The 24731-nt window shown below is 65.3% G+C and carries 23 protein-coding genes; 10 read left to right on the forward strand and 13 right to left on the reverse strand.

The window, feature by feature from the left end:
- Positions 1 to 18: 18 nt before the first annotated feature.
- The 7 genes from atpG (at position 19) to glmU (ending at position 7574) form a co-directional block, all read left to right on the forward strand.
- Positions 19 to 882: a F0F1 ATP synthase subunit gamma gene (gene atpG / locus Q0D45_RS02795; RefSeq protein ID WP_293388185.1), complete on the forward strand. Its 864-nt coding sequence runs from the start codon at positions 19 to 21 to the stop codon at positions 880 to 882.
- Between the two features lie 48 nt (positions 883 to 930).
- Complete coding sequence (gene atpD, locus Q0D45_RS02800; protein WP_293388188.1) at positions 931 to 2340, forward strand: F0F1 ATP synthase subunit beta; 1410 nt, start codon at positions 931 to 933, stop codon at positions 2338 to 2340.
- Between the two features lie 91 nt (positions 2341 to 2431).
- On the forward strand, positions 2432 to 2851 hold the full coding sequence (locus Q0D45_RS02805) for a F0F1 ATP synthase subunit epsilon (RefSeq protein WP_293388191.1): 420 nt from the start codon (positions 2432 to 2434) through the stop codon (positions 2849 to 2851).
- Positions 2852 to 3106: 255 nt separating this feature from the next.
- Positions 3107 to 3583: a hypothetical protein gene (locus Q0D45_RS02810; RefSeq protein ID WP_293388194.1), complete on the forward strand. Its 477-nt coding sequence runs from the start codon at positions 3107 to 3109 to the stop codon at positions 3581 to 3583.
- Between the two features lie 181 nt (positions 3584 to 3764).
- The gene (locus Q0D45_RS02815) at positions 3765 to 4514 is read left to right on the forward strand and encodes a carbonic anhydrase (protein WP_366946323.1); all 750 of its coding nucleotides are present in this window, start codon (positions 3765 to 3767) and stop codon (positions 4512 to 4514) included.
- Between the two features lie 47 nt (positions 4515 to 4561).
- Positions 4562 to 6067: a SulP family inorganic anion transporter gene (locus Q0D45_RS02820; RefSeq protein WP_366946324.1), complete on the forward strand. Its 1506-nt coding sequence runs from the start codon at positions 4562 to 4564 to the stop codon at positions 6065 to 6067.
- Between the two features lie 130 nt (positions 6068 to 6197).
- Positions 6198 to 7574 carry a bifunctional UDP-N-acetylglucosamine diphosphorylase/glucosamine-1-phosphate N-acetyltransferase GlmU gene (gene glmU, locus Q0D45_RS02825; RefSeq protein WP_293388203.1) on the forward strand — a complete coding sequence of 459 codons (1377 nt, stop codon included), beginning with the start codon at positions 6198 to 6200 and terminating at the stop codon, positions 7572 to 7574.
- Here the strand turns inward: glmU and Q0D45_RS02830 are convergent.
- The 13 genes from Q0D45_RS02830 to gshB all read right to left on the reverse strand — a co-directional run bounded on the left by Q0D45_RS02830 (position 7516) and on the right by gshB (position 21004).
- A complete protein-coding gene (locus Q0D45_RS02830; RefSeq protein ID WP_293388206.1) occupies positions 7516 to 8043 on the reverse strand; it encodes a hypothetical protein in 528 nt (175 codons plus the stop codon). The genes glmU and Q0D45_RS02830 overlap by 59 nt on opposite strands.
- A 212-nt stretch (positions 8044 to 8255) precedes the next feature.
- A complete protein-coding gene (locus Q0D45_RS02835) occupies positions 8256 to 8660 on the reverse strand; it encodes a type IV pilin protein (RefSeq protein ID WP_293388209.1) in 405 nt (134 codons plus the stop codon).
- Positions 8657 to 11827, reverse strand: coding sequence for a PilC/PilY family type IV pilus protein (locus tag Q0D45_RS02840; RefSeq protein ID WP_293388212.1), 3171 nt, complete (start codon positions 11825 to 11827; stop codon positions 8657 to 8659). Before Q0D45_RS02840 ends, Q0D45_RS02835 begins: the two co-directional genes overlap by 4 nt.
- 19 nt (positions 11828 to 11846) lie before the next feature.
- Positions 11847 to 12437: a PilX N-terminal domain-containing pilus assembly protein gene (locus Q0D45_RS02845; RefSeq protein ID WP_293388215.1), complete on the reverse strand. Its 591-nt coding sequence runs from the start codon at positions 12435 to 12437 to the stop codon at positions 11847 to 11849.
- On the reverse strand, positions 12434 to 13528 hold the full coding sequence (locus Q0D45_RS02850) for a PilW family protein (RefSeq protein ID WP_293388218.1): 1095 nt from the start codon (positions 13526 to 13528) through the stop codon (positions 12434 to 12436). Before Q0D45_RS02850 ends, Q0D45_RS02845 begins: the two co-directional genes overlap by 4 nt.
- 25 nt (positions 13529 to 13553) lie before the next feature.
- Positions 13554 to 14030, reverse strand: a complete 477-nt coding sequence (gene pilV / locus Q0D45_RS02855; protein ID WP_293388221.1) for a type IV pilus modification protein PilV — start codon at positions 14028 to 14030, stop codon at positions 13554 to 13556.
- Positions 14002 to 14586, reverse strand: a complete 585-nt coding sequence (locus Q0D45_RS02860) for a GspH/FimT family pseudopilin (RefSeq protein ID WP_293388224.1) — start codon at positions 14584 to 14586, stop codon at positions 14002 to 14004. The genes pilV and Q0D45_RS02860 overlap by 29 nt, the downstream gene beginning before the upstream one ends.
- A gap of 198 nt (positions 14587 to 14784) precedes the next feature.
- Positions 14785 to 16461 carry a phosphoenolpyruvate carboxykinase (ATP) gene (locus Q0D45_RS02865; protein ID WP_293388227.1) on the reverse strand — a complete coding sequence of 559 codons (1677 nt, stop codon included), beginning with the start codon at positions 16459 to 16461 and terminating at the stop codon, positions 14785 to 14787.
- Between the two features lie 141 nt (positions 16462 to 16602).
- Positions 16603 to 17859 carry a dihydroorotase gene (locus Q0D45_RS02870; protein ID WP_293388230.1) on the reverse strand — a complete coding sequence of 419 codons (1257 nt, stop codon included), beginning with the start codon at positions 17857 to 17859 and terminating at the stop codon, positions 16603 to 16605.
- Positions 17856 to 18833, reverse strand: coding sequence for an aspartate carbamoyltransferase catalytic subunit (locus tag Q0D45_RS02875; RefSeq protein WP_293388232.1), 978 nt, complete (start codon positions 18831 to 18833; stop codon positions 17856 to 17858). Before Q0D45_RS02875 ends, Q0D45_RS02870 begins: the two co-directional genes overlap by 4 nt.
- Entirely contained in the window at positions 18830 to 19351 is a 522-nt protein-coding gene (ruvX, locus tag Q0D45_RS02880) for a Holliday junction resolvase RuvX (protein WP_293388236.1), read from the reverse strand. Before ruvX ends, Q0D45_RS02875 begins: the two co-directional genes overlap by 4 nt.
- Positions 19344 to 19904 (reverse strand): YqgE/AlgH family protein, encoded by a 561-nt coding sequence (locus Q0D45_RS02885; protein WP_022976097.1) that lies wholly within the window; start codon positions 19902 to 19904, stop codon positions 19344 to 19346. Before Q0D45_RS02885 ends, ruvX begins: the two co-directional genes overlap by 8 nt.
- 146 nt (positions 19905 to 20050) lie before the next feature.
- On the reverse strand, positions 20051 to 21004 hold the full coding sequence (gene gshB, locus Q0D45_RS02890; RefSeq protein ID WP_366946325.1) for a glutathione synthase: 954 nt from the start codon (positions 21002 to 21004) through the stop codon (positions 20051 to 20053).
- Positions 21005 to 21127: 123 nt separating this feature from the next.
- On the opposite strand from gshB, the gene Q0D45_RS02895 reads away from it, so the two are divergent.
- From Q0D45_RS02895 to Q0D45_RS02905, 3 genes are all read left to right on the forward strand, one after another.
- A complete protein-coding gene (locus Q0D45_RS02895) occupies positions 21128 to 22168 on the forward strand; it encodes a molybdopterin-dependent oxidoreductase (protein ID WP_293388244.1) in 1041 nt (346 codons plus the stop codon).
- Between the two features lie 72 nt (positions 22169 to 22240).
- Complete coding sequence (locus Q0D45_RS02900) at positions 22241 to 23782, forward strand: FAD-binding oxidoreductase (protein WP_293388247.1); 1542 nt, start codon at positions 22241 to 22243, stop codon at positions 23780 to 23782.
- Between the two features lie 61 nt (positions 23783 to 23843).
- The coding region (locus tag Q0D45_RS02905) for an FAD-binding protein (RefSeq protein ID WP_293388250.1) at positions 23844 to 24731 on the forward strand (888 nt) is incomplete at its 3' end.

Raw genomic sequence — 24731 nt, forward strand, 5'->3', positions numbered from 1 at the left:
GCACGACCGAGAACTACATTGGCAGGCGCAAAGGAAATCCGCACCAAGATCAAAAGCGTGAAGAACACGCAGAAGATCACGCGCGCGATGGAAAAGGTGGCGATCTCGAAGATGCGCCGCGCCCAGGTCCGCATGACTGAAGCGCGTCCGTACGCCGAGAAGATCCGCCGCACCATCGCCCATCTGTCGCAGGCGAACACCGAGATCACCCATCCGTTCATGGCCGAGCGGCCGGTGAAGCGGATCGGCGTGCTGGTGGTGTCGACCGACCGCGGCCTGTGCGGCGGTCTGAACACCAATCTGTTCCGTGCACTGACCCGCTCGATCCGCGAATGGCGCGATCAGGGCCTCGACGTCGAGTACGCCGTCATCGGCAGCAAGGGCCTCGGCTTCTTCCGCCGGGTCGGTGGCAAGGTGGTGGCGCAGAACTCGCAGCTCGGCGACAAGCCGCATCTCGACCAGCTGCTCGGCTCGATCAAGGTACTGACCGATGCCTACCGCGAAGGCCGTATCGATCGCCTGTATCTGGCCTCGACGCAGTTCGTCAACACCATGACCCAGCGTCCGGGTGTGCGTCAGGTGCTGCCCGTCGAAGTCGATGCCAACGCGGTCAAGTTGGCCGACAACTGGGATTACATCTACGAACCGAACGCCACCGAACTGCTCGATACCGTGCTTCAGCGCTATGTCGAATCGCAGGTCTATCAGGCCGTGGTCGAGAACGTGGCCAGCGAACAGAGCGCCCGCATGGTCGCGATGAAGGCAGCCACCGATAACGCCGGCAAGATCATCAACGGCTTGCAGCTCGCGTACAACAAGGCCCGTCAGGCCAGCATCACCAAGGAACTGGCGGAAATTGTCGGCGGCGCCGCAGCAGTCTAAGCAAATCCTTCAAGCAGTAACCCAAGAATTCTGGATAGAGAAACAGCGATGAGCACTGGCCCAAGCAACGGCAAAATCGTACAGATCATCGGCGCCGTCATCGACGTCGAGTTCCCGCGCGACGCGATTCCGAAGATCTATGACGCGCTCAAGGTCACCGGCACCGAGCTGACGCTCGAAGTGCAGCAGCAGCTCGGCGACGGCGTGGTCCGTTGCATCGCGCTGGGCTCCTCGGACGGCCTGAAGCGTGGCCTGATCGCGACCAACACGCAGGCGCCGATTTCGGTGCCGGTGGGTCGTGCCACGCTCGGCCGCATCATGAACGTGCTCGGCGAGCCGATCGACGAAGTCGGTCCTGTCGAATCCGAGCACCACTGGCCGATCCACCGCGATGCGCCGAGCTACGAAGACCAGTCCGGCTCGACCGAACTGCTCGAGACCGGCATCAAGGTCATCGATCTGCTCTGCCCGTTCGCGAAGGGCGGCAAGGTCGGTCTGTTCGGCGGTGCCGGCGTCGGCAAGACCGTCAACATGCTCGAACTGATCAACAACATCGCCAAGGAACACTCGGGTCTGTCGGTGTTCGCCGGCGTCGGTGAGCGTACTCGCGAAGGCAACGACTTCTATCACGAGATGTCGGATTCCAAGGTCATCGTTCGCGACAACCTGCCGGAATCGAAGGTCGCGATGGTCTACGGCCAGATGAACGAGCCGCCGGGCAACCGCCTGCGCGTCGCGCTCTCGGGCCTGACCATGGCCGAGTACTTCCGCGACGAAGGCCGCGACGTGCTGTTCTTCGTCGACAACATCTACCGCTACACGCTGGCCGGTACCGAAGTGTCGGCACTGCTCGGCCGCATGCCGTCGGCCGTGGGTTATCAGCCGACGCTCGCTGAGGAAATGGGCGCCCTGCAGGAGCGCATCACCTCGACCAAGACCGGCTCGATCACCTCGATCCAGGCCGTCTACGTGCCGGCCGACGATCTTACCGATCCGTCCCCGGCAACCACCTTCGCGCATCTCGATGCCACGGTCGTGCTGTCGCGTGACATCGCGTCGCTCGGTATCTACCCGGCCGTCGATCCGCTCGATTCCACGTCGCGCCAGCTCGATCCGGATGTCGTCGGTTCGGAGCACTACAACACCGCCCGCGACGTGCAGGGCGTGCTGCAGCGCTACAAGGAACTGAAGGACATCATCGCGATTCTCGGCATGGACGAACTGTCGGAAACCGACAAGCAGGCCGTCAGCCGCGCGCGCAAGATCCAGCGCTTCCTGTCGCAGCCCTTCCACGTTGCCGAAGTGTTCACCGGCTCGCCGGGCAAGTACGTGTCGCTCAAGGAAACGATCCGCGGCTTCCGCGAAATCGTCGACGGCAAGCATGACGCGCTGCCGGAGCAGGCGTTCTACATGGTCGGCACCATCGACGAAGCGGTCGAGAAATCCAAGAAGCTGTGATGAAGCAGTGGTCAGTGGCTGGTGGCCAGTGGCCAGTTGAAACAGCCGCTGCTTTTACTAGCCACTGATCACGAGCCACTGAGCACTGCATATGGCAACCATTGAAATCGACATCGTTTCCGCCGAAGGCCAGATCCACCACGGTCAGGCATCGATGGTGTTCGCCCCGGCAGAAATGGGCGAAGTCGGCATTGCGCCGCGTCATGCACCCCTGCTGACCCGTCTGAAGCCGGGCGCAGTGCGTGTCAAGCAAGCCGACGGCAGCGAGCAGGCGTTCTTCGTCGGCGGCGGCATTCTCGAAGTGCAGCCGCACCTCGTGACCGTGCTCGCCGATACCGCCATCCGTGCCAAGGACTGCGACGAAGCGCTGGCAACTGAAGCGAAGCGTCGTGCCGAAGAAAAGCTGTCGAACGCCAAGAGCGATGTCGATCTGGCGAAAGCCCAGGCCGAGCTGATTCAGGCTGTCGCGCTTGCCGATTTCCTGACCAAGATCAAGAAGTCGACGCACTGATCCAGGCGAGAACGCTGCTGGAAAATGACGCCGACTCCGAGTCGGCGTTTTTCATGGTGTTTCCGAATCGCCCCAGAGTTGCCCCACAGCCTTCGCGCGCAGCCGCTGGTCGATCAGGCGCTAGGATTGTCTTGAAAGTGAAGCGGCAAGGCCGTAAACATAGGCTCAGTGATGGTCTATTGAGCGGTTAAGCAACCGAGGGCGCACTTTTTGCGTTCTCCAATGTCGTAAGCACAGGTAACCGAAACCAGAGCGATGCAACCGTCCCTGTTCCCCACCATCCGACGACTCGTCGCGACCCGCGCCATGCGGATTGTGTCTTTGTTCGTGTTCGCGATGTGCACGGTGACTTGGGTGGCGCAATCGGTATCGGCGATTCAGGACAACCCGCGCGTGCCCGGCTCCGAGGCTGCGGCAATCATGGCTGCGGCGAAATCTGTGGATCTCGCGGCAGCGAAAGCGCTTGCCGTGCAGGTCGACGACGAAGCTGTCGACTGCTCTGCCGGTAGTGAAGGCGATGAATGCGAAGCCGACGTCATGGCCCTGGTGGCCCTCGACGAAACGCATGACATCAAGCTGTTCTTCCTGCGTGAGTTCACGCATCTGCTGCAACCTGCGGTTGGCCGCGTTCCCCGCAACAGGGACTTTGGCGCCATCACGCGCATGTCGTCGGAAACCTTCCGCCCCCCGGACATCCGGATCGGGGTGCAGGGGCGTTTGCTCCAAGCCTGAGTCCACCGGCAACCGCGTTTTGAGCGGTTGCCAGAAGTCTCCAGAGCCCATCCGTAAGCGGCGTGATGCCGCATGAGGATCGAGCAAGTAGTGCAATCCGATATTCCAACGTGTCGAGCAAACTGTGTCCGCATCGAAGATGCGCGCTGCAGTCTCGGCCGACGACATTCAAGGTGACGAGATGGAAAAGCTGATCAAGGGTTTCGAGTTGTTTCGCAAGGTCACGTATCCGACTAAGCAGCGCCTGTTCAAAAAGCTGGCTTCGGCCCAGGCGCCGCACACGCTGGTGATCACCTGTGCGGATTCGCGCGTGGTGCCGGAGTACTTCACCTCAAGCGATCCGGGCCAGCTGTTCGTGGTTCGCAACGTCGGCAACATCGTGCCGCCGTATGCGCAGTTCACCGGCGGCGTGTCGGCGGCGATCGAATACGCCGTTGTGGCGCTCGGCGTGAAGGACATCGTCATCTGCGGCCATTCCGATTGCGGCGCGATGAAGGCAACGCTGAATCCGGCCAGCGTCAGCGAGATGCAGGCTGTCGCGGCCTGGCTGCGCCACGCCGAAGTGGCCAAGCATGTGCTCGATGAGAACTACACGCTCGACAGCAACGCCTCCCGTCTGTACGCACTGACCGAAGAAAACGTCATTGCCCAGCTGGACCACCTGCGGACCCATCCGTCGGTCGCCGCCCGCATCGCGTCCGGCAAGCTCGGCATTCATGGCTGGATCTACGACATTGAAACGGCCGACATCCGGGTTTTCGATCCGGATGAGCGCAAGTTCGTCACCCTGGAAATTCAGGATGACACCATCACCGCAAAGCTTCCGGTGGCGGCAGCCGATGCGCTTGCCGAGGGCAAGCGGCGCCCATCGACGGCGGCCTCGCGCGCCAATGGCATTCGCGCCGTGGTCTATGCCGGAACCGATCTGTGAGCGCCGTTCCGAACACGGCGGCGAGCAGCCCAGCCCGCAGCGGCAATCTGTTCGCTGACTTCCTGGCGTCGATCGTGGTGTTCCTGGTCGCCGTGCCGCTGTGCATGGGCATCGCGATCGCGTCCGGCGTGCCGCCAGCGGCAGGCCTGATCAGCGGCATCATCGGCGGCCTCGCCGTCGGCGCCATTGCCGGTTCGCCGCTGCTGGTCAGCGGTCCGGCTGCCGGCTTGGCGGTGCTGGTGTTCGAACTGGTGCAGACACACGGCATCGTGGCACTCGGCCCGGTGGTGTTGCTGGCCGGACTGATCCAGGTCGTGGCCGGTATCACCGGCCTCGGCATGTGGTTCCGCATGGTGTCGCCGGCGGTGGTCAACGGCATGCTCGCCGGCATCGGCGTGCTGATCATCGCCTCGCAGTTCCACGTGATGTTCGATGCCAAGCCGCTGCCAACCGGTTTCCAGAACTTCTTCGCGGCACCGAAGCTGATCTTCAACTCGATCACCAACGGCGCAGGGGCCCAGGCGGCGCTGCTGGGTCTGGCAACGATCGCGATGATCCTGGCCTGGGACAAGCTGCGGCCGAAGCAACTGAGGCTGTTCCCCGGCGTGCTGTTCGCAATCGTCGCGGCGACGGCGATCGCCGAACTGATGCAGTTGCCGATCAACCGAGTCGCGCTGCCGGACAATCTGGTCGCGGGGATCGACTGGGTGCTGCCGAAGGACGCGATGCTGCTGTTCTCCAAGCCGACGCTGCTGGTTTCGGCATTCGCCTTCGCGTTCATTGCCAGTGCCGAAACCTTGTTGTCAGCCGCCGCAGTTGATCGCATGCACAACGGCCCGCGCACCAAGTACAGCCGCGAGCTGGCAGCGCAGGGCGTTGGCAACGCGCTCTGCGGCCTGATGGGCGCACTGCCGATGACCGGCGTGATCGTGCGCAGCGCGGCGAACGTGCAGGCAGGTGCAACTTCGCGGCTGTCGACGATCCTGCACGGCGCCTGGATTCTCGCCTTCGTGCTGCTGCTGCCGTGGCTGTTGCGCATGGCTCCGGTTGCAGCACTGGCCGGCATCCTGGTCTACACCGGCTTCAAGATGGTCAAGCCTTCGCAGGTCAGGGAACTGGCCGAGTTCGGTCGCGGCAATGTCGCCGTTTACGCGGTCACTGCGTTGGTGATCGTGGCCACCGATCTGCTGATGGGCGTGATGGTCGGTATCGGCTTCGCGCTGCTGCGCCTGGCACTGCGTTCGGCACGGCTGCACCTGAATCTCAAGGCCGGCAATCAGCCGAACCAGAAGACCTTGCGCATGGTCGGCTTCGCCACCTTCCTGAACATTCCGTGGATCGTGAAGATTCTCGACGAGATCGAACCAGGCACCGAGCTGAGTTTGGACATCGAACGTCTGCGTCACGTCGATTACGCGGTACTGGTGCTGTTGCAGGATTGGGCGCGCATGGCGCCGGTCAACGGTTCCGCGCTGCTGGTCGACTGGGAACTGCTGAAGAGCCGTTCCGAAGGTGGCGACGAGCGCCGCGAACTGGTTCAGGTCACGGCTTGAAAACCGGCTGATCGGCGGGTCTTTCGAGACCGGCTGATCAACTCTGGCCCGCCTCGCGATTCGCGTGGCGGGCTTTTTTGTGGCCCTTGCAATGGCCTTATCATCGCCGCTGAATTCCAGCGTTCATGCCATGACAGACAGAGTCCACGCCATCGTTCTCGCCGCAGGCCAGGGTACGCGCATGAAAAGCGCACTGCCGAAGGTGCTGCACCCGGTTGGCGGCCAGCCGATGCTCGGCCACGTGCTCGATGCCGCAGCGTCCGCCGGCATCGTTTTGTCGCACATCGTGCTCGGTCATGGCGCCGAGAAAGTCAGCGCCTGGCTGGCCTCGCGCTCGGCAGAACCGCCGCGCTCCGTGTTGCAACAGAAGCAGCTCGGCACCGCGCATGCAGTCTCCCAGGCGATGCCGGAGGTGCCGGATACCGCGCTGGTCGTCGTGCTTTATGGCGACGTGCCGCTGATCACGGCGGAAACGGTGGCGGCGCTGATCACGGCCGCGAAGGATGGCTTCGCACTGGTCACCGTCACCCTCGATCAGCCGCGCGGCTACGGCCGTATCCTGCGCGACGCCGCCGGGCGGGTTACCGGCATCGTCGAAGAGAAAGACGCCACACCGGAGCAGCGCCAGATTCGCGAGGTCAATACCGGCTTGATGGCAGCGTCTGCGCGCCGGCTGCGCCGCTGGCTGAGCCATGTCGGCAATGACAACGCCAACGGGGAGTACTACCTGACCGATGTCGTCAGCCTTGCGGCCAAGGACGGCATCGTCGTGCGCACGGTCAGTGCGGCTGCCAGTGAGGAAGTTGAAGGCGTCAACGACCCGTTGCAGCTGGCGCGCGCCGAGCGCGCCTTCCAGCGCCGCAACGTCGAGCGCCTGCAGCGCGACGGTCTGTATCTGGCTGATCCGGCGCGCTTCGATCTGCGCGGCAGCTTGAGCATCGGCCGCGACGTGCGCATCGATGTCGGCTGCGTGCTGGAAGGCAAGGTCGAACTCGGTGATGACGTGCAGATCGGCCCGTACTGCCTGCTGCGCGATGTCAGCATCGCCGCCGGCACCCGCATCGATGCCTTCTCGGTGCTCCATGAAGCGAGCGCAGGCCGCGCCTGCATCATCGGCCCCTATGCGCGGCTCAGGCCCGGCACCGTGCTCGGTGACGGCGTGCACATCGGCAATTTCGTCGAGCTGAAGAAGACCACGGTCGGCGCTGGTTCCAAGGCCAACCATCTGGCCTATGTCGGCGATGCGGTGGTCGGCGCGCGGGTCAACATCGGTGCCGGCGTGATCACCTGCAACTACGATGGCGCCAACAAGTTCACGACGACGATCGGCGATGACGCCTTCATCGGCACCGACAGCCAACTGGTCGCGCCGGTGACCATCGGCCGTGGCGCCTACATCGCCGCCGGTTCGACGATCGCCAAGGACGCGCCGGCCGATCAGCTGACCATCAACCGTTCGCGAGAGCAGCGTTCGTTGCCGGGCTGGAAGCGGCCGACCAAGGGTTGAGCTGCACGCGGTCGTCGTCGTCGATCAGGCGATTGGCGAGCAACCAGCGCCGCGCGTCGTCGACATCGCCTGCAAACCAGGCCGCTGCCGAGCCGAGGATGAAGCTGTAGCCCCAGGCATCCATGTCGAGGAATACCCGAGCACGTGAGTAGCCGCGCAGCTGCTCGGCCAGCAGGCACTGCAGATAGCAGACCGCGTTTTCCTCGGTGTCGGTGCCGCCGGCATCGGTGTGCAGGCCGGCGCGGCGGGCGTCGTCCATGCAGATCCAGTGACAGGCTTCGTGGAGCGCCGAATGCACAGGCGTGTCCGGCCGCAGATAGAGCTGCGCGCCGACCAGACCAGCTTCCGGCTCGCCCCAGTAGCTGCCGGGAATCGTGGCGTCGGCTGGCAGCCAGACGATGCTCAAGCCCCAGGGGCCGAGCAGGTCGGCGAGGGCGTGATCGGGCAGGGCGGAGCAGGGCGTGACCATCCGCGAATTAGAACGTTTTTCGGCTGATGGGATTGATAAATTCCGTCATGCCCGCGCAGGCGGGTATCCAGTTCTGAGGTGGCGCGCTGAGGCCAAAACTGGATTGTTGAGCGCATCCCTGCGCTCAACCTGCTTGCGCAGGCTTACGCTCCGATTCGCTCCCGGCGAATCGGTCCCGCCTGCGCGGGAATGACGGATGGCGTGGGGCGGGGCTACCAGCAGGCGCTGGTCACCACACCACTGCTATCGACGGCGCTGCGTTCGGCCAGTTGGTTCAGGCTGAGGCTGCGGCAGGCCAGGTCATCGGCCTGCACGCCTTGAGCGGTCGCGCTCAGGGTGTAGCTGCTCGCGTCGCGAGCCACGGTAACGCTGTAGCGATGGTCGGCGCTGTCCTGCGGGCTGGTGATCACGCAGGCGGAATCGTCGTAGCGGCCGAACTGGGTCTGGCAGCGCTCCAGCGTCTGGGCCAGTTCGGTCAGCGCGATCCGGGCATCGGTACGCCGGCTCTTGCGCACGCTGTTCTGGTAGCTGGGCAGGGCAATCATCGCGAGCAGCGCGATCACCGTGACCACCACCATCAGCTCGATCAGCGTGAAGCCGCTTTGCTTGCGCTTCATCGCATCTGCCTCCACGACAGCCGGCCACCGGGCTCGAAGCTGGGCGGCGGCTCGATGGTGGTGTCGATGCCGCCGGTGGTGCCGCTGGCCAGCTTCACCTCGAAGGCGCCGGTGGTGATGATCGCCGGCGTCTTGATGATGCCCTCCTTCGATTGCCGGCCACTGACCGCCATCCGCACGCCACCGACCACGATCTGGTCCTCGCTGTTGAACGCGGTGTCGCGGTTGAGATCGAACGGCGTGGTGGCGCGTCGTGAGCCGCTGACCGCGTCGATCTCCATCAGGTAGCTGTCGCCGCCGAAGCCGCAGGCGGCGGTGTTCGGGATCAGCGTAGTGAAGATCACCGCGCCGCCGCGGAGGATCGGCGTCGACACCTGACGCTCGCCGGCATCCGGCAGGTTCAGATACCAGCCGAGCTGGCTGGCGGTCGGCGTGTTGTTGGTGGTGGCACGGACCTTCTCGGTCTGGCTGCCGAAAGCCTGCGTCACGGTGGCGATCACCTGCTGGCCGAGCAGCGAAGCCCGGCTGCTCGGTGGCGCGCTGCCGTTGTCGGCATCGCGGATCGCGTAGAACGTGTTGCCGACCGTGCCGGCGGTGTTGTAGTCGCTGCGGAAGTACGAACCGGTGCCGAAGTAGACGAGATAGCCGCCGTCCGGATGGATGCCGACTTCTGCCCGGGCGGTGATCGGCTGGCGATTGCTGGTGGTGCAGGGGTCGGCGCTGCAGGCGCGATACAGCGGCACCGGCGTGGTGCCGCTCTTGAAGGCGAAATCCCAGGCCGCCGGGTTGGTGCCGCGCAGGTCGATCTTCCACAGGTTGCCTTTCAGATCGCCGGCGTAGATCAGATCGGTGACCCGATCGCCGTCGACATCGACCGGGATCGGCGCCGACATGCCGTTGTCGCTGCCGACACCGGTGTCGAATTTGCGGATCACGCTGCCGTCGTCGAGCTTGACCAGATACAGCACGGCCTTGCCATTGGTGCTGTTGTAGCCGTTGGCGATCAGCGCCGCCCACTGGTCGTTGGCCAGCCGCACGATCGCCGCTTGCGGATACGAGTAGCCCATGTCGACATCGCTGCTCGGCGTGAACTCCCACAGGACGTTGCTGGTGCCGAAGCTGGTGGGATCGGTCACGTCCAGCGCGAACACCGATTGGCCGCCGCCGCCCAGCGTGCCGAGCAACACTGTTTTCCAGTTGCCGTTGACTCGGGCATCGAGCAGGCGCACGGCGCCGTCGACGAGATAGCGATGGTTCTGGTTCCAGGCCTGATCGCTCACCGCACTCAGGCCGCTGTAGACGGCGTCCGGCACGTAGGCCAGTTGCTCGACGCCGTCGGTGGCGCGGAAGCCATGCAGCATGCCGTCGTTGGCGCCGACATAGACCATCGTCGGGCGGGCCTTGTAGGCAGCGCTGTCGCGGAACGCCGTGTAGCTGGTGCCTTCGGTGCCCGGCAGGCGCGCGTAGCCGTAGTCCTGCTGGCCGGCGAAAGCGGGATCGGAATTGACGATGTCGCCGAGCACGGTCGTGGCGCTGCGGCGGCGCAGTGCGGGGGCAACGTCACCCTCATTGCTGCGATCGCCGCGCAGCCAGCCGAGGCGGTTCTGGCCGTTGTTGTCGGTGGTGCCGGCGCCGTCCTTGTTCAGCGCCGCGATCTGCGTGCTGTTCAGCTGGGTCCAGAGGAAACTGCGGCCACGATTGCCGAGGGAACGGGTCGGGTCGTAGGTCAGGATATTGCGACTCGCGGCGGCCGGCAGGCGCAGGGCGGCGTCCCAGATCGGCGTGCCGACGGTGCCGTCTAGCCGTACCGGCAGCGCCAGCAACTGGCCGCTCCAGTCGCCAGTGGCGAAACGCGCCTGGTAGATCGCGGTATCGGCGGTCAGGCGCGTGGAATTGGTCGCAATCGATGCGGCTGCGCTGGTTCGCGCGGCGATGTCGTTGAGTGCGTTCTGCAGCGCGATCTGCAACTGCGATGCGTTGTTTGCCGTGTACGACTTGCCCTGTCCGTACTCGGCGGCGTCCTGCAGCATCTGGTTGTTGATCGCCAGGCCGATCGAATAAGTCTGGATGCGCTGGGTCTTGAACGTCGCATCTTCGTAGCTGACGCCAGTGAGATCGTTGCCGGATTTCTTCAGATCAGTGTCGTAGGCGAACTTGGCCAGATCGTCGAGATACAGCGTCCAGGCTTCCTGGCTTTCGCTGGTGCCGCTCTGGCCGCGAAAGCCGTCTGAGTAGCGCGGGAAGAACGGATAGGTGGTCGAGGTCGTCGACGGCGCCTTGCCATCCCAGTTCGGCAGGCTCAGGAAGCTGTTGGCGAGATCGTCCGGGTCGTTGGTCGGGAACGTGCTGTCGTAGGTCGGGAAGCCGTCGGTGACGACGATGACGAAGTTCTTCTGGCAGCGGTACTGCACCGGGCTCGTGTAGGTGCCGGTGTTGTAGTACGAAGTCAGTCCGCGGAAATAGCGGGTGATCTCGTAGAAGGTTTCGGCCAGCGGCGTGTTGCTGTTGGCGGCCAGCGCATTGATGGCGCTGGTGACCGTGGCTGGCGTGCTGCCGCAGTTGGCGACGATCTTGCCGCCCGGGCCCTGATCGCCACCGCTGATGGGTGGATTGAAGCGCGCCAGGCCCCAGCGCAAGGTCGGATTGGCGTTGACGATGCCGGTCGCCACATTTTTCGCCGCGCTCAGCCGGGTCTCGTTCGGAATCGTGCCGGTGGTGAGATTGCTGTTGCTCGCGTAGGTCGCGAACAGGTAGTTCAGGTAGTTGCCGGTGTAGCGGGTATTGGCGCCGGACGGTGTCGGCAGGCTCAGGCATTTGCGCGTGCCGGTACCGCTCGGCCGACCCTCGAGGCGGCCGCTGGAGCAGCCGCCGACCTTGATGTCGCTCATGCCGACATTGCCATCGGTGGCGGTCCAGCACTGGGTGTTGCTGTTGTTGCCGCAGGTACGCGGGCTCCAGTCGGCGTAGATGGTCGACGGGTTGTAGCCGTCGGCCCAGATGATGTTTTCCATGCTGCCGGAGTTGTCGAACAGCAGCATCACGTTCGGCGATACGGGAGTGGACAGGAACAGCGGCGCATTCGACAGCGGGATGACCGCCTGCGCGGAACCGCTGATGACGAGCAGGGCGACGGTGGTGCAACGGACGATGGAGGCACGCATGGTCATGAGTTATCGGCCTGGGCGCTCAGCGCTTGAACGTCGACTGCAGCAACACCACCGGCGCTGGTTCCGCAGCCGCATTGGCACCCCAGGCGCGGGCGCTGATTCGATAGATGATCCGTTCGCGGCGATCCTCGGTGGCGTCTGCCTGCAGGCTTTCGCCGGGCGCGGGTTCGTCGATCACTTCGAGCTGCTCGATCAGGTATTCACCGCGGGCGAGATCGATCGGCGCTGGCGGTGCATCGCTGGTCACCGAGGCCGGCCGCCACGACGGATACGCTGCATCGGCAGAGGTGCGCTGCCACATCGGCTTGTAGGCCACGCTCGGCGCATCCGGGTTGGGCGGATCGGGCAGATAGAAACCGTCGGCGGACGGGCTGGTGATGGCGACGAAGGCCGGCAGCATCGGTTGGGTCAGTGTCAGTTCGGCTTCGCGCAGTGCCGCTTCGGCCACCTGGAAGGCGATCTGGCGATCCTGGCTGTTGTGGCTCATCCGCTCTTCGAGCGTGGTGGCGCGCATCGAGCCGACCGCCAGCAGTGACAGCACCACCAGCACCACGAGGCCGACCATCAGCACCACGCCCTGCTCACCACGCGGTTTCGCAAGCCTGCTCATGGCAGACGATTTCGCAGCGCCAGAGTCAAGGTCACGACCCGGCGCAGGCGGCCATCGCTGAACGGGCCGACGCTGACGCCGAGCAGATCGTAGACGTGAGGATCATTGGCGCCGGCGCGACGGTTGCTGCCGGCCACCAGCAGCGCCACGCGCACGCTGACCACGCGGCGCCAGGCGTCGCTGCCGGAGAAGGCGCTGGCCGGGCGATAGACATCGGGAACCCGGTCGCCGTCGCTATCGTCGCCGTACAGCACCTGCAGGTTTTCCACACCTTCAGCGATTTCTTGTGCTTGTGTCTGGGCCTGATCGTCGACCACCCGCCACAGCGCCGGGCCGCTGCCGCGGGCGCTGTTGCGAATCAGGTAGCTGACCGTGCCGATGCGGATCAGCTGCGCGCCGGCGCTGAACTTGCGGCCGAGGTCCTGCGTCCAGTTGCCGGGTGCCGGCGAGCTGATCGCGTTGTGAACGACGTTGCCATAGCTCACCGGCACGCCCAGCGAATTGTTGCTGCTGGCCACCGTGTAGCCGCTGAGCTGGAAGATCGCAGCACCCGAGCAATCGGCGACCATCACGATGTTGCCGGCCGCCAGCGGTGCTGGGCTCAGCGGATTGATCCGCAGATCGGCCGAGGTGCTGGTCATGTCCTGGATCACGAAGACATCGGCGGCAAGGCTGGCGCGCACGGTCAGCACATCGGTGCCGGCCACGACGTTGGTCAGGCTGCTCGGCAGTGCCGGCGACCAGCCGCTGGCGGTGGCATCGAAGCCTTCGGCGTAGCGGTCATAGCGGTAACGGAAATCGCTATGGGTGAACTCGGTGCGCCCACTGCCGGCGGTGGCCGGATTCGGGTTCAGCGCGTTGCGGATCTCGCCGGTATCGCTCAGGCAGCCGCGATAGCCGGCCATGCGCACGTCCTGGCCGATGCGTTCGCTGATGTAGCGGATCGCCTCCTGGCGCGCCGCCAGCGATTCGGTGGTGACCGAGGTGCGCGCGGTGGTCAGATAGACGCGGTAGATGCCGGCGAGCAAGACCAGGCCGATGACCATCGCGATCATCACTTCGATCAGCCCCAGGCCGGCCAGCTTCCGCATCGGGCGCCGCCCAGTCACAGCGCGTTCACAGCTGGGTGCGGAGATTGACCACGCCGCTGCCGTCATTGCCGGCGCCAGTGCCTGATCGTCCCGGTTCCTGCCAGCGCACGGTGATGGTCACCACCTGCGCTTCGACGAACACCTGGCCGTCGCCAGCTGGCAGCGCAGCATCGAGCGCCGCCTTCCAGCTGGCCAGATCGGTGGCCGCGAGATCGGCCGCGCTGGGGGCGTCGCCAAAGGCGAGGTTGTAGCGGCCGCCGATTGCCTGAGCGCGGTTCGCGCGCATGCGGTCGAGCAGATCGTAGGACTGGCCCACGGCTTCGGTCCGCAACGCCGCGCTGCTGCTGTGCTGCAGGCTCAGCACCTGCAGCGACGCTAGGCCAAGCAGGCCGATCGACAGCAGCACGACGGCGATCAGGATCTCGATCAGCCCGGCGCCGCGCTGAAGTCGCGCGGCTGAAAATGTCGGCGATTCAGGCCGTGCAGGGCGAAATCGCGACATAGGGGTGTCCCTGCAGACTGAGCGTGATGTTGCGCTGCTGGTCCTCGGTGCAAGCCGACGGCCGCAGGCGGAAGCTCGGTTCGCTGGCATCGGCGAGGAAGCCGGTCGGCAGATAGCTGATGCGGTTGGCGCTGCCGGTCAGCGCATCGCCGGGGTCCAGCGAACCGAACAGCTTCAGCACCTGCTGACCGCCGCTGGCCGTGCCGGCTTCATCGACCGTCGCCCGCACTACCATCCAGCCACCGGACCAGTTCAGGCTGTCGGCGCACTGGTAGCGGGCGTTGACGTCGGTAGCGCCGACGACCACCCGATACGGACACAGCGACACCACCCGCGCGGCACCGACGGCCTCGCTGCGGGCGAAATTCAGCGCACTGATCAGCGTGTTCGCTTCGGTCGCCATGCGGTTGCCGAGCATCAGATCGCCAACCGCCGGTGCTGCCAGGGTGCCGGTGATCGCGACGATCGCCAGCGTGGTCATCATCTCCGGCAGCGAGAAACCGCGGGCGGATCGGCGGGCGATTCGACGCTTGGTTCGACTCTCGGTTCGGGGCATGGCGGCGTCCTGGAAATGGCGGCGCCCGGCAATCGGTGCGTCGGCCATAGGCAATAACGGCAGCTTGCAATGAACCTTTAGATGTGAATTTCCAGAGACTGACGAGTGGTGCCTGGTCTCGTTCGAGTGGGCCAGTCGATGCCCAGATCAATAAAAAACCCGGCACCAGGCCGGGTTCTTTTTACCGCGAGTCGAAGCTCAGATGCGCGGTTCGATGCCGAAGGCGGCGAAGCCCTTGGTCTCGAAGTTCTTGCGGAACATGTCGCGCAGCTTGGTCGCCGTGGCGTCGTAGCCTTCCTTGTCGGTCCAGGTGTTGCGCGGATTGAGGATCGCGGCATCAACGCCCGGGCAGGACTTCGGCATCTTCAGGTTGAGGATCGGCTGGGTTTCGGTTTCGACGCCGTCCAGTTCACCGTTCAGGGCCGCGTTGAGCAGCGCGCGGGTCACCTTCAGGCTCATGCGCTTGCCGGTGCCGTACTGGCCGCCGCTCCAGCCAGTGTTCAGCAGGATGCAGCGCGCCTTGTGCTTGGTCATCTTTTCGGCGAGCAGCTTGGCGTAGACGTTCGGCTTGTGGGCCATGAACGGGCCGCCGAAGCAGGCCGAGAAGGTCGGCTGCGGTTCGGTGACGCCGACTTCGGTGCCGGCCACGCGTGCCGTGAAGCCCGAGACGAAGTGATACATCACGTCTTCCGGCTCCAGGATCGAGATCGGCGGCAGCACGCCGAAGGCATCGGCGGTCAGCAGCACGATGGTTTCCGGGTGCGGGCCCTGGCCGTTCGGCATGACGTTCGGCACCACGCTCAGCGGATAGCTGAAGCGGGTGTTTTCGGCCAGCGAGCCGTCGTTCAGATCGAGTTCGTCCGGATGACATTCGGCCATCGTCTTGCCCGGCAGCGGTGGCACGTTTTCGATGATGGTGCCCGGCTTGCTCAGGGCTTCGGCAATGACCGGCTCGGCGGACTTGTCGAGATTGATCAGCTTGGCGTAGCAGCCGCCTTCGAGATTGCACAGGCCGTTGTCGGACCAGATGGTTTCGTCGTCGCCGATCAGGCGGCGCGAAGCATCGGCCGAAAGCGTTGTCTTGCCGGTACCCGAGAGACCAAACAGGATGGCGCCGTCGCCCTTGGCACCGACGTTCGCCGAGCAATGCATGCTCAGGCGGCCCTGCTTCGGCAGCAGGTAGTTGCCGACGGTGAAGATGGTCTTCTTGTTGACGCCGCAATAGTCGGCGCGGCCGGCGACGATGCAGATCTGGTTCTTGGTGTCGATGATCACGGCCGCTTCCGAGCGACTGCCGTCACGCTCCGGCTCGCAGACGAAGCTCGGCACGTTGAGCATGGTCCAGCGGCGGGCATCGATGTCCTTCACGCCTGGCAGGTTCTTCGGGAACATGTTGTCGCAGAAGAACGCATGGGTCGCGTACTCGCCGACGAAGCGGTACGGCACTGCGAAATCGGCGTCCGAACCCATGAACAGGTCCTTGACGTACAAGGTCGCCTTCTTGTCGTTCAGATGGGCGACGACCCGCTTCAGCAAGCCTTCGTACTTGGCCGGGTCGTACGGCGTGAGATCGGCCTTGAACCAGATCTCGTCGGCCACTTCCGGCCACTTCACGGCGAACGTGTCCTTGGTACGGCGGCCGGTGCAATCCGGATCGGTGTAGAAAACCAGCGGGCCGGCAACGCCGAGCTTGGTCGGAAACGCCTTCTGGGCATCCGAGGGGCCATCGCGAGAAACCCGACCACGATCGTTGGCGATCGCCTCATGGAACAGTTGTTCCTTGCTCAGCTCGTACTTGTAGGTGACGGACTTGAGACCGAACAGCTTCTCGAGGTCAGCCTGGAAGCTCGTCGCGGCGCTTTTCTGATCATCCATTGGTTTTCGTTACCACTTTTTCGCAGGGGAAGGGTCACCGGCAGCGCAGAAGGCTGACTCGGAATCGATACATTTTACGGAAACCGGAACCAATCCGTATCACACGGGTGATTTTGACCGGGGGAAGCCCAATACTCAGATCTATCCTCGCCAGACCCTGATGGCGCGGCCGCTGAATGTCTCGCCAATGAACGGCGTATTGCGGCCGGCACTGAGCATGTTGCGGCCGTCCAGACGCCATTCCTCGGTCGGATCGATCAGGCAGAGATCGGCGCGTGCGCCGAGTGCGAAACCGCCCTGAGAAAGCCCCAGGATCTGTGCCGGACTGCCGGCCAGACGCGCGGCCAGGGACAGCGGCGTCAGCAGGCCGGCTTCGACCAGACGCAGACTCAGCGGCAGCAGGGTTTCCAGCGCCGAGATGCCCGGCTCGGTCTGCGGCAGCGGATTGGTCTTGGCATCCAGCTCGTGCGGCTGGTGATCGGAGCAGATCGCATCGATCAGGCCGCTGCCTACGGCTGCCCGCAGCGCATCGCGATCGCTCGCCGCGCGCAGCGGCGGAATGACGTGGGCCATCGCGTTGAAGCCTTCGAGATCGGCATCGGTCATGAACAATTGATGGGCTGCGACATCGGCCGTCACCGGCAGGCCGAGACGTTTCGCCGAAGCTAGAAGTTCCACCGCGCGGGCGCTCGACAGGCGCCCGAAATGCACTCGCGCGCCCGTGTCCTCGACCAGCGAAATCCACTGCCGCATCGCCAAGGCTTCGGCGGCGACCGGAATCGCCGCCAGGCCGAGACGCGTCGCGATCGCGCCTTCATGCGCGCAGCCGTGGTTGGCGAGTGCTGCATCGAGCGGCACCACGTGCACGGTCATGCCGAGGCTGGCCGCATATTCCAGCGCACGGCGCGCGACCAGCGGACTGGCGACCGGATTCAGGCCGTTCGATACGCCGACGCAGCCGGCGGCTTTCAGCGCACTGATCTCGGCCAGCGCTTCGCCGCCGAGGCCCTTGGTCAAGGCGCCGAGCATGTGCACATAGGCACCGGCCGCTTTCTTGGCGATGCGGTTGACGCGGTTGACCATCGCCGTGTTGTCGATCACCGGCGAGGTGTCCGGTGGCAGGCAGACGGCGGTGATGCCCGATGCCAGCGCGGCATGGGTTTCCGAGCGCATCGTGCCTTTCTGCGTCGCGCCCGGTTCGCGCATTCGCGCGCAGAGATCGACGATGCCCGGGATCAGCCAGCGGCCTGCGGCGTCGAAGGTTTCCTCGAACGGGCCGCTGTCGACGCTGACGATCAGGCCGTCGCGAATCGCTAAGTCACCGACGCTGTCAGTGCCGGCGAGTGGATCGAGCAGGCGGGCGTTGCGGATCAGCAAGTTGTTCAAGAAGGCGCTCATGCGGCGTCTCCCTGGTCGCCGAGGATCATCCCCATGACCGCCATGCGCACGGCAATACCGTGCTCGACCTGCTCGAGAATCAGCGAACGCTCGCCATAAGCGACATCGCCCTCGATCTCGACGCCGCGATTGATCGGCCCCGGATGCATCACCAGCACTTCCGGCTTGAGCTTGGCGAGACGGGCCTTGGTCAGGCCGAAATCGCGGTGGAATTCGCCGGTCGAAGGCAGGAAGGCGCCGACCATCCGTTCCTTCTGCAGGCGCAGCAGGATCACCACGTCGGCGTCGGCCAGGCCGCTGTCGATATCGTTGTGCACGGTCACGCCCATCGCTTCGATGCCGGCCGGAATCAGGGTGCGCGGGCCGACGACTCTGATTTCCTTCGCACCCAGGATGCGCAGCGCGTGGATGTCCGAGCGGGCGACGCGCGAGTGCAGGATGTCGCCGACGATGGCGACGGTCAGGTTCTCGAAATCCGGCCGGTGGCGGCGGATCGTGAACACATCGAGCAGGGCCTGCGTCGGATGCGCATGGCGGCCGTCGCCGGCGTTCAGGATCGCGACTTCGGGCGCGGCGTGCTGGGCGAAGAAATGCGCAGCACCCGAGGCTTCGTGACGGATCACGAACATGTCGACCTGCATCGCTTCCATGGTCTTCAGCGTGTCGAGCAGCGTTTCACCCTTCGACGTGCTGCTGGCCGCGATCTGCAGATTCAGCACGTCGGCCGACAGCCGCTTGGCGGCCAGCTCGAAGGTCATCCGGGTGCGCGTCGAAGCTTCGAAGAACAGATTGACCACGGTCTTGCCGTGCAGCAGCGGCACCTTGAGACCACGACTGCCGCGATTGCTGCTCGGTTGGCCGGCGTAGCGCTCGGCCTGGTCGAGAATGTCGGTCAGCAAAGGCCGTGACAGGCCTTCCACGGTCAGCAGGTGGCGCAGACGCCCATCGGGCGTCAGTTGCAGCGGATGCGTCATGAGGCCTCGGCCTTGGGAATTTCGGACGGTGCCGATGCGGCTGGCGTCGAGCGGCCGCAGTCGGACAGGTATTGCTCCAGGATCAGCCGCGCGGCCACGCCATCGCGCTCGCCTTTCTGCACGCGATGCTTCTTGCGGCCATCGGCGCGAGCCGAGCGGATTTCGTCGTCGGCGGCGCGCGACGACAGGCGCTCGTCGACCAGGAACATCGGCAGCCCGTAACGGCTGCCGAGTTCCTGGGCGAAGTTGCGCGCCGGCCCGGTGATCGCCTGATCGGCGCCATCCATATCGACCGGCAAGCCGACGATCACCACATCCGGCCGCCATTCCTTGATCAGCTTGCCGATCGCGATCCAGTCCGGCTCGCGGCCGTTGGCGACCACCGGCAGCGGCCGGGCGAGGCGGGTGAGGTCGTCGCCGACCGCCATGCCGATGCGCTTCAGGCCGTAATCGAAGCCCAGATAGACGCGGGTCTTGGCTGGGCTTGGGGTCGGGGCGCCGCCGTTCGGTTCATGCATGTCCGGCGCGGCTCGCGAGATGGCTGATGTCGACGCCGATCAGCCGGGTCGCGGCGATCCAGCGTTCGGCGGCCGGCGTGGCGAACAGCACGCGCTGTTCGACCGGGGCATTGAGCCAGGAATTGGCCAGCACCTCGGTTTCCAGCTGGCCTTCACCCCAGCCGGCGTAACCGAGCAGCACCAGATAATCGCTCGGGCCTTCGCCGCGGCCGATCGCGCCGAGCACATCGCGCGACGTGGTGATGTAAAGGTTTTCGTCGACTTTCAGCGTCGAATCCCAGCCGCCCGGCGCGGTGTGCACCACGAAGCCGCGCTCCGGCTGCACCGGCCCGCCCCAGAAGACGATCGGGTCGCCCGGCATCGCTTCGTGATCGACGCCGATCTGGTCGAGCATGTCGGACAGCCGCAGATCGGTCGGCCGATTGACGACCAGACCCAGCGCGCCCTTTTCCGAGTGTTCGCAGAGCAGGGTCACCGAATGCCGGAAGTTGTCGTCATCGAGGCCGGGCATCGCCACGAGAAACTGGTTGCTGAAGTAGCTTTCGTCGGCCATGTGGGCAGTATCGGGTTCGATGGTCGGGGCTGACAAGCACTCGAAGCGTAAAGCTTTTCTCACCCGGAGACTGTCGTTCAAAGGTAGGGCGGCCCTTGGCCGCCGACGCGGTGAATCGTCGAAAGCGGCGGCGGGCATGGCCCGCCCTACGGAGGTGTCAGACGGCGCTCGATGGCGTCGATCAGCAGGCCGCCGATGTCGGTGCCGAACGCGGCGTCGATCTCGCGCGCGCAGGTGGGGCTGGTGACGTTGATCTCGGTCAGGCTTTCGCCGATGACGTCGAGCCCGACGAACAGCAGGCCGCGGCGCACCAGTTCCGGGCCGACGGTTTCGGCAATCCGCTTCTGCGCCGCCGTCAGCGGCCGCGGCTCGCCCTTGCCGCCGGCCGCCAGATTGCCGCGCGTTTCGCTGCCTTGCGGAATGCGCGCCAGCCCGAACGGCACCGGCACGCCGTCGACCACCAGCACCCGGGTATCGCCATCGACGATCGCCGGCAGATAGCGCTGGGCGACGATGGTCCGCCGGCCGTTGTCGCTGAGCTGTTCGATGACGCTGCCGAGGTTCATGGCGTCGGCGCCGATGCGAAAGATGCCGCTGCCGCCCATGCCGTCGAGCGGCTTGTAGATGACATCGTGATGCTCGGCATGGAAGGCGCGCAGGGTCTTGTCGTCGCGCGAGAACAGCGTCGGCGGGCACAGTTCCGGGAACCAGGCAGTGAAGGCTTTCTCGTTGCAGTCGCGCAAGGAGGCCGGACGATTGACCACCAGCGCGCCCTGCGCTTCGGCACGCTCGAGCATGTACGTCGTCGCGACGAATTCCATGTCGAATGGCGGGTCCTTGCGCATCAGCATCGCGGTCAGGTCCCCGAGCCGCACGACTTCCGGCTCGGAGGTGAAATCGAACCAGTGCTTCTTGTCGTCGAACACGGTCACTGCGCGCGTGCGGCCCCAGGCGATGCCATCGCGCAGCCAGAGATCGCCCTGCTCGAAATAGCGCAGCGCCCAGCCGCGCGCCTGCGCTGCCAGCATCAGCGCCAGCGTGGTGTCCTTGTAGGGTTTGATCGACCCGATCGGGTCCATGACGATGCCGAGGGTTTTGATCGGGGTTTTCATGCGCGATTCGAGTTCATGGGGCGCCATGCGGCGGCCGGCGGCAGATGGTAACGGATGGCCCCCCTCCGAAGGATTGCGGCGACTTTGCGCGCTTGCCGCAATAATTCGCCGGTGAGTCGATCTGCCGATGATTTCGTCCTGCCGCCTGGCCAGGCTCTGACCGACAAGTTCCCGCTGGTCGGCGAGCAGATGCCTGCGCCCGGTTTGAGCCCCGAGACCTGCCGGGTCGTCATCTCTGGCTGTGTCGCGCGGCCGCTGACGGTGACGTTCGCCGAATTGCTGGCGCGGCCATCGCAACTGCGCGTTGCCGACATCCATTGCGTCACCGGCTGGTCGCGACGCGCTCTGGCCTTTCGCGGCTGGCCATTGACCGAAGTGCTGGCGGCGGCCGGCGTTACTGACGAAGCCCGATACGTGCGCTTCATCGCCCACAGCCATCGCGCACACGACACCTCGTTGCCGCTGGCGTTGGCGCTGGCAGACACCTGGCTGGTCCACGAGATCGATGGCGGGCCGCTGTCGGCCGAGCACGGCGGGCCGCTGCGCACGGTCACGCCCGGTCGTTACTTCTACAAGAGCCTCAAGTGGCTGGTCGCGATCGAGCTGCTGGCCGAGGACCGGCCCGGTTACTGGGAGCGGGTCAGTGCCTATCACAACGAGGCGGATTTCCGGCTCGAGCAGCGCTTCGACGAAGCGCGCATCTCGTCGGCGGAAACCGTTGCGCAGTTTCGCGAGGCGACGGATTTCACAAGCTGGCGTGACACCGTGCTGCTGAAAGCCCGGCTCGGCGGCTGGCAGCCGCGAACGCTCGAACTGTCCGGCATCCAGGCCAAGGCCTGTTCGTTCCGCAATGCCAGGTTGGCCGGCGTGAATCTGCGCGGCGCGAATCTGAGCCTGTCGAACCTCGAAGGCGCGGACCTGCGCAATGCCGATTTCACGGCTGCCGATCTCGAAGGCGCGAGCTTCGCCGGGGCCGATCTCAGGGGCGCTCGAATGATCGATGTCGCGCTGTCGGCAACGCGCTTCTTCCGCGACTTCGCCAACGGCAAGCGGCTGGCGGCGCAGGTCGATGGCCTGGTGGTCGAAAACCCGCAGGGCCTGCTGGAAACGCAGGCGGCGTATCTGATCGAGCAGGGCGTGCGTCTGCTCTGAGGTCAGCGTCACCAGCGCGGCCGTTACAATGCCCGCCGGCCAATCCGCCGCGCTGCCCGTGATTTCGCTGCCATGACCGCTGCCGTTTCCTCCGCTGCACTTCCCGCGTTGCTCGGCCCACATTGCACGGTCGATCCCGATCGCCTACGCCGCTACGAGATTCCCGAGCGCGGCGAACCGGGCAAGGCCAGTGGTCTGGTGGTGCCGCAGAGCGAGGCCGAAGTCGCCAGCCTGCTGGCCACCTGCAGCGCCAATGGCGTGAAGCTGGTGATCAGCGCCGGCCGCACCGGTCTCGTTGAAGCGCAGCGTCCGGATGGCGAAGTGGTCTTGAGCCTGGAAAAGCTCGATCAGCCGCTGAGCTTCACGACGCCGGATGGCGAGGTATTCCGCTTCGGTGAACGCGCCGCACCGGCCGCGCATGCCGATGCGCTGGCCGCCTGGTGGCGCGGCATCGGCGCGCCACCTTGCGCGGATGCGGTGCTCGAAGTGCAGGCCGGCATGGCGGTCGACTCGGTCAATCTGCTGCTGGCGCCGCTCAACCTGATGTGGCCGATGGAGATGGGTTCGTCGAGCGCCGCCAGCGTCGGCGGCTGCATCGCCAATGCCTCGGCCGGCGCCAATGCGGTCTGCTACGGCACCGCTGCGCATCTGGCGATCCAGGCCTTTGGCTACTCGGGCGACGGTCGCGAGGTGCTCAGCGATGCGCCGGCCTGGAAAGCGGTGCCCGAGGACTTGCTGGCGATCAACTCGGCGCAGCCGCGCCCGGAGTGGGGCCTGATCGGCACCCAGGGCGTGCTCGGCGTGATCACCCGCGCGAAGATCCGCGCCTATGCCATTCCCGGCCAGCGCGAAGCCGCACTGATTCCGGTCGCCGACATGCCGGCGGCCATGCGTATTCATGCCGCTGCGCGTGCGCTGTTCGGTGACGATGTCGAGGAGTTCGAATTCATCGGCAAGCCAGCGCTGGAACTGGTCCGCGATCTGAAAGGCGATGCCTTCCGCTCACCGCTGGCCCGTCACGATGCGCCTTACTACCTGCTGCTGCAGGTGAAATCGCACAAGGCGCACATCGATCTCGCCGGCATGCTCTATGAGTTTCTGGCCGACGCTGTGTCGCTGCCCGAGGACCAGATCGGCTACGCGCCGCTGAAGGCGCTGAAGGAAATCCGCCACTCGATCACCGAAGCCAGCAATGCCCGCATGCGCGCACTCGGCGGAGGTCGCCTGAGCTTCGATACGGCGACGCCGGTTGCGGTGTTCGGCGATTACCTCAAGGTGCTGGAAGCCGAGCTGAAAGCCGAGTACCCGGACATGGCGCTGATCGCCTTCGGTCACGCCGGCGTCGGTGGCGCGCATCTGCACATCCTCGGTTCTAAGGACGCGCCGGTCGCACAGCACGCCAAGGCGCTGGTCAAGATCGTCTTCGACGTGACCCAGGACTTCGGCGGCACCTTCAGCGCCGAGCACGGCGTCGGCACCAAGTGGGGCGATGAGTTCATCGCCCGCGCACCCGCCGAAGTACGTGCTGCGCTGATCGCCGCGAAGCACCGCCATGATCCGGCCGGCACCTTGAGTCCGCGCAGCTTCGCACTGGATCGGCAGTTGGTTGGGTAAGCGGTTCCAACTGCTTTCCGTTCATATTTGGTTTGTTGCAGCAGCCGGCTAGACTCCGGCGATGAACGCGCCGACTCGCGACCTTCCGATTGATTCCGCAGCGCTGTTCGCCGCGCTGGTGGCCGTGCTGCCGAAAGGCGCGCTGCTGACCACGGTCGAGCAGATGCGGCCCTATGAATGCGATGGCCTGTCGATGTATCGGCGGCTGCCGCTGTGCGTTGCGCTGCCGATCGACGAAGCTCAGGTCGCCGCCGTGCTGCGCATCTGTCATGCGCGTGGCGTGCCGGTGGTCGCTCGCGGTCATGGCACCGGGCTGGCCGGTGGCGCGCTGCCGGAAGAAGGCGGCGTGCTGCTGTCGCTGGCGCGGCTGAATCGCATCGTCGAGCTTGACCCGCTGGCGCGCATCGCACGCGTGCAGCCCGGCGTTCGCAATCTTGCGATCAGCGAAGCGGCGGCACCGCACGGCCTGTACTACGCGCCCGATCCGTCGAGCCAGATCGCCTGCTCGATCGGCGGCAATGTCGCCGAGAACTCCGGCGGCGTGCACTGCCTGAAGTACGGGCTGACCGTGCACAACGTCGTCGCCGCGCGCGTGCTGATGGCCGATGGCGAGCTGCTGGAACTGGGCGGCGTAGCACCGGATGCTCCGGGCTATGACCTGATGGCGCTGCTGGTCGGCTCCGAAGGTCTGCTTGGCGTGGTCACCGAAGTCACCGTCAAGCTGTTGCCGCGTCCGCAGCTGGCGCGCGTGGTGATGGCCTGCTTCGCCAGTGTCGAGCAGGCCGGGCAGGGCGTTGCCGCGATCATCGCCGCCGGCATCATTCCGGCCGGGCTGGAGATGATGGACAAGCTGGCGATTGCTGCCGTCGAGGACTTCGTCCACGCCGGTTACCCACTCGATGCCGAAGCAATCCTGCTCGCCGAAAGCGATGGCACGCCGGAAGAAGTG

This window comes from Nevskia sp., from assembly GCF_023266035.1.
Taxonomy (GTDB): Bacteria; Pseudomonadota; Gammaproteobacteria; order Nevskiales; family Nevskiaceae; genus Nevskia.

Coding starts and splice junctions, on each gene's coding strand:
- atpD (WP_293388188.1), top strand. CDS start 931: ATGAGCACTGGCCCAAGCAACGGCAAAATCGTACAGATCATCGGCGCC.
- Q0D45_RS02805 (WP_293388191.1), top strand. CDS start 2,432: ATGGCAACCATTGAAATCGACATCGTTTCCGCCGAAGGCCAGATCCAC.
- Q0D45_RS02810 (WP_293388194.1), top strand. CDS start 3,107: ATGCAACCGTCCCTGTTCCCCACCATCCGACGACTCGTCGCGACCCGC.
- Q0D45_RS02815 (WP_366946323.1), top strand. CDS start 3,765: ATGGAAAAGCTGATCAAGGGTTTCGAGTTGTTTCGCAAGGTCACGTAT.
- glmU (WP_293388203.1), top strand. CDS start 6,198: ATGACAGACAGAGTCCACGCCATCGTTCTCGCCGCAGGCCAGGGTACG.
- Q0D45_RS02830 (WP_293388206.1), bottom strand. CDS start 8,043: ATGGTCACGCCCTGCTCCGCCCTGCCCGATCACGCCCTCGCCGACCTG.
- Q0D45_RS02835 (WP_293388209.1), bottom strand. CDS start 8,660: ATGAAGCGCAAGCAAAGCGGCTTCACGCTGATCGAGCTGATGGTGGTG.
- Q0D45_RS02840 (WP_293388212.1), bottom strand. CDS start 11,827: ATGACCATGCGTGCCTCCATCGTCCGTTGCACCACCGTCGCCCTGCTC.
- Q0D45_RS02845 (WP_293388215.1), bottom strand. CDS start 12,437: ATGAGCAGGCTTGCGAAACCGCGTGGTGAGCAGGGCGTGGTGCTGATG.
- Q0D45_RS02850 (WP_293388218.1), bottom strand. CDS start 13,528: ATGCGGAAGCTGGCCGGCCTGGGGCTGATCGAAGTGATGATCGCGATG.
- pilV (WP_293388221.1), bottom strand. CDS start 14,030: ATGTCGCGATTTCGCCCTGCACGGCCTGAATCGCCGACATTTTCAGCC.
- Q0D45_RS02860 (WP_293388224.1), bottom strand. CDS start 14,586: ATGCCCCGAACCGAGAGTCGAACCAAGCGTCGAATCGCCCGCCGATCC.
- Q0D45_RS02865 (WP_293388227.1), bottom strand. CDS start 16,461: ATGGATGATCAGAAAAGCGCCGCGACGAGCTTCCAGGCTGACCTCGAG.
- Q0D45_RS02870 (WP_293388230.1), bottom strand. CDS start 17,859: ATGAGCGCCTTCTTGAACAACTTGCTGATCCGCAACGCCCGCCTGCTC.
- Q0D45_RS02875 (WP_293388232.1), bottom strand. CDS start 18,833: ATGACGCATCCGCTGCAACTGACGCCCGATGGGCGTCTGCGCCACCTG.
- ruvX (WP_293388236.1), bottom strand. CDS start 19,351: ATGCATGAACCGAACGGCGGCGCCCCGACCCCAAGCCCAGCCAAGACC.
- Q0D45_RS02885 (WP_022976097.1), bottom strand. CDS start 19,904: ATGGCCGACGAAAGCTACTTCAGCAACCAGTTTCTCGTGGCGATGCCC.
- Q0D45_RS02900 (WP_293388247.1), top strand. CDS start 22,241: ATGACCGCTGCCGTTTCCTCCGCTGCACTTCCCGCGTTGCTCGGCCCA.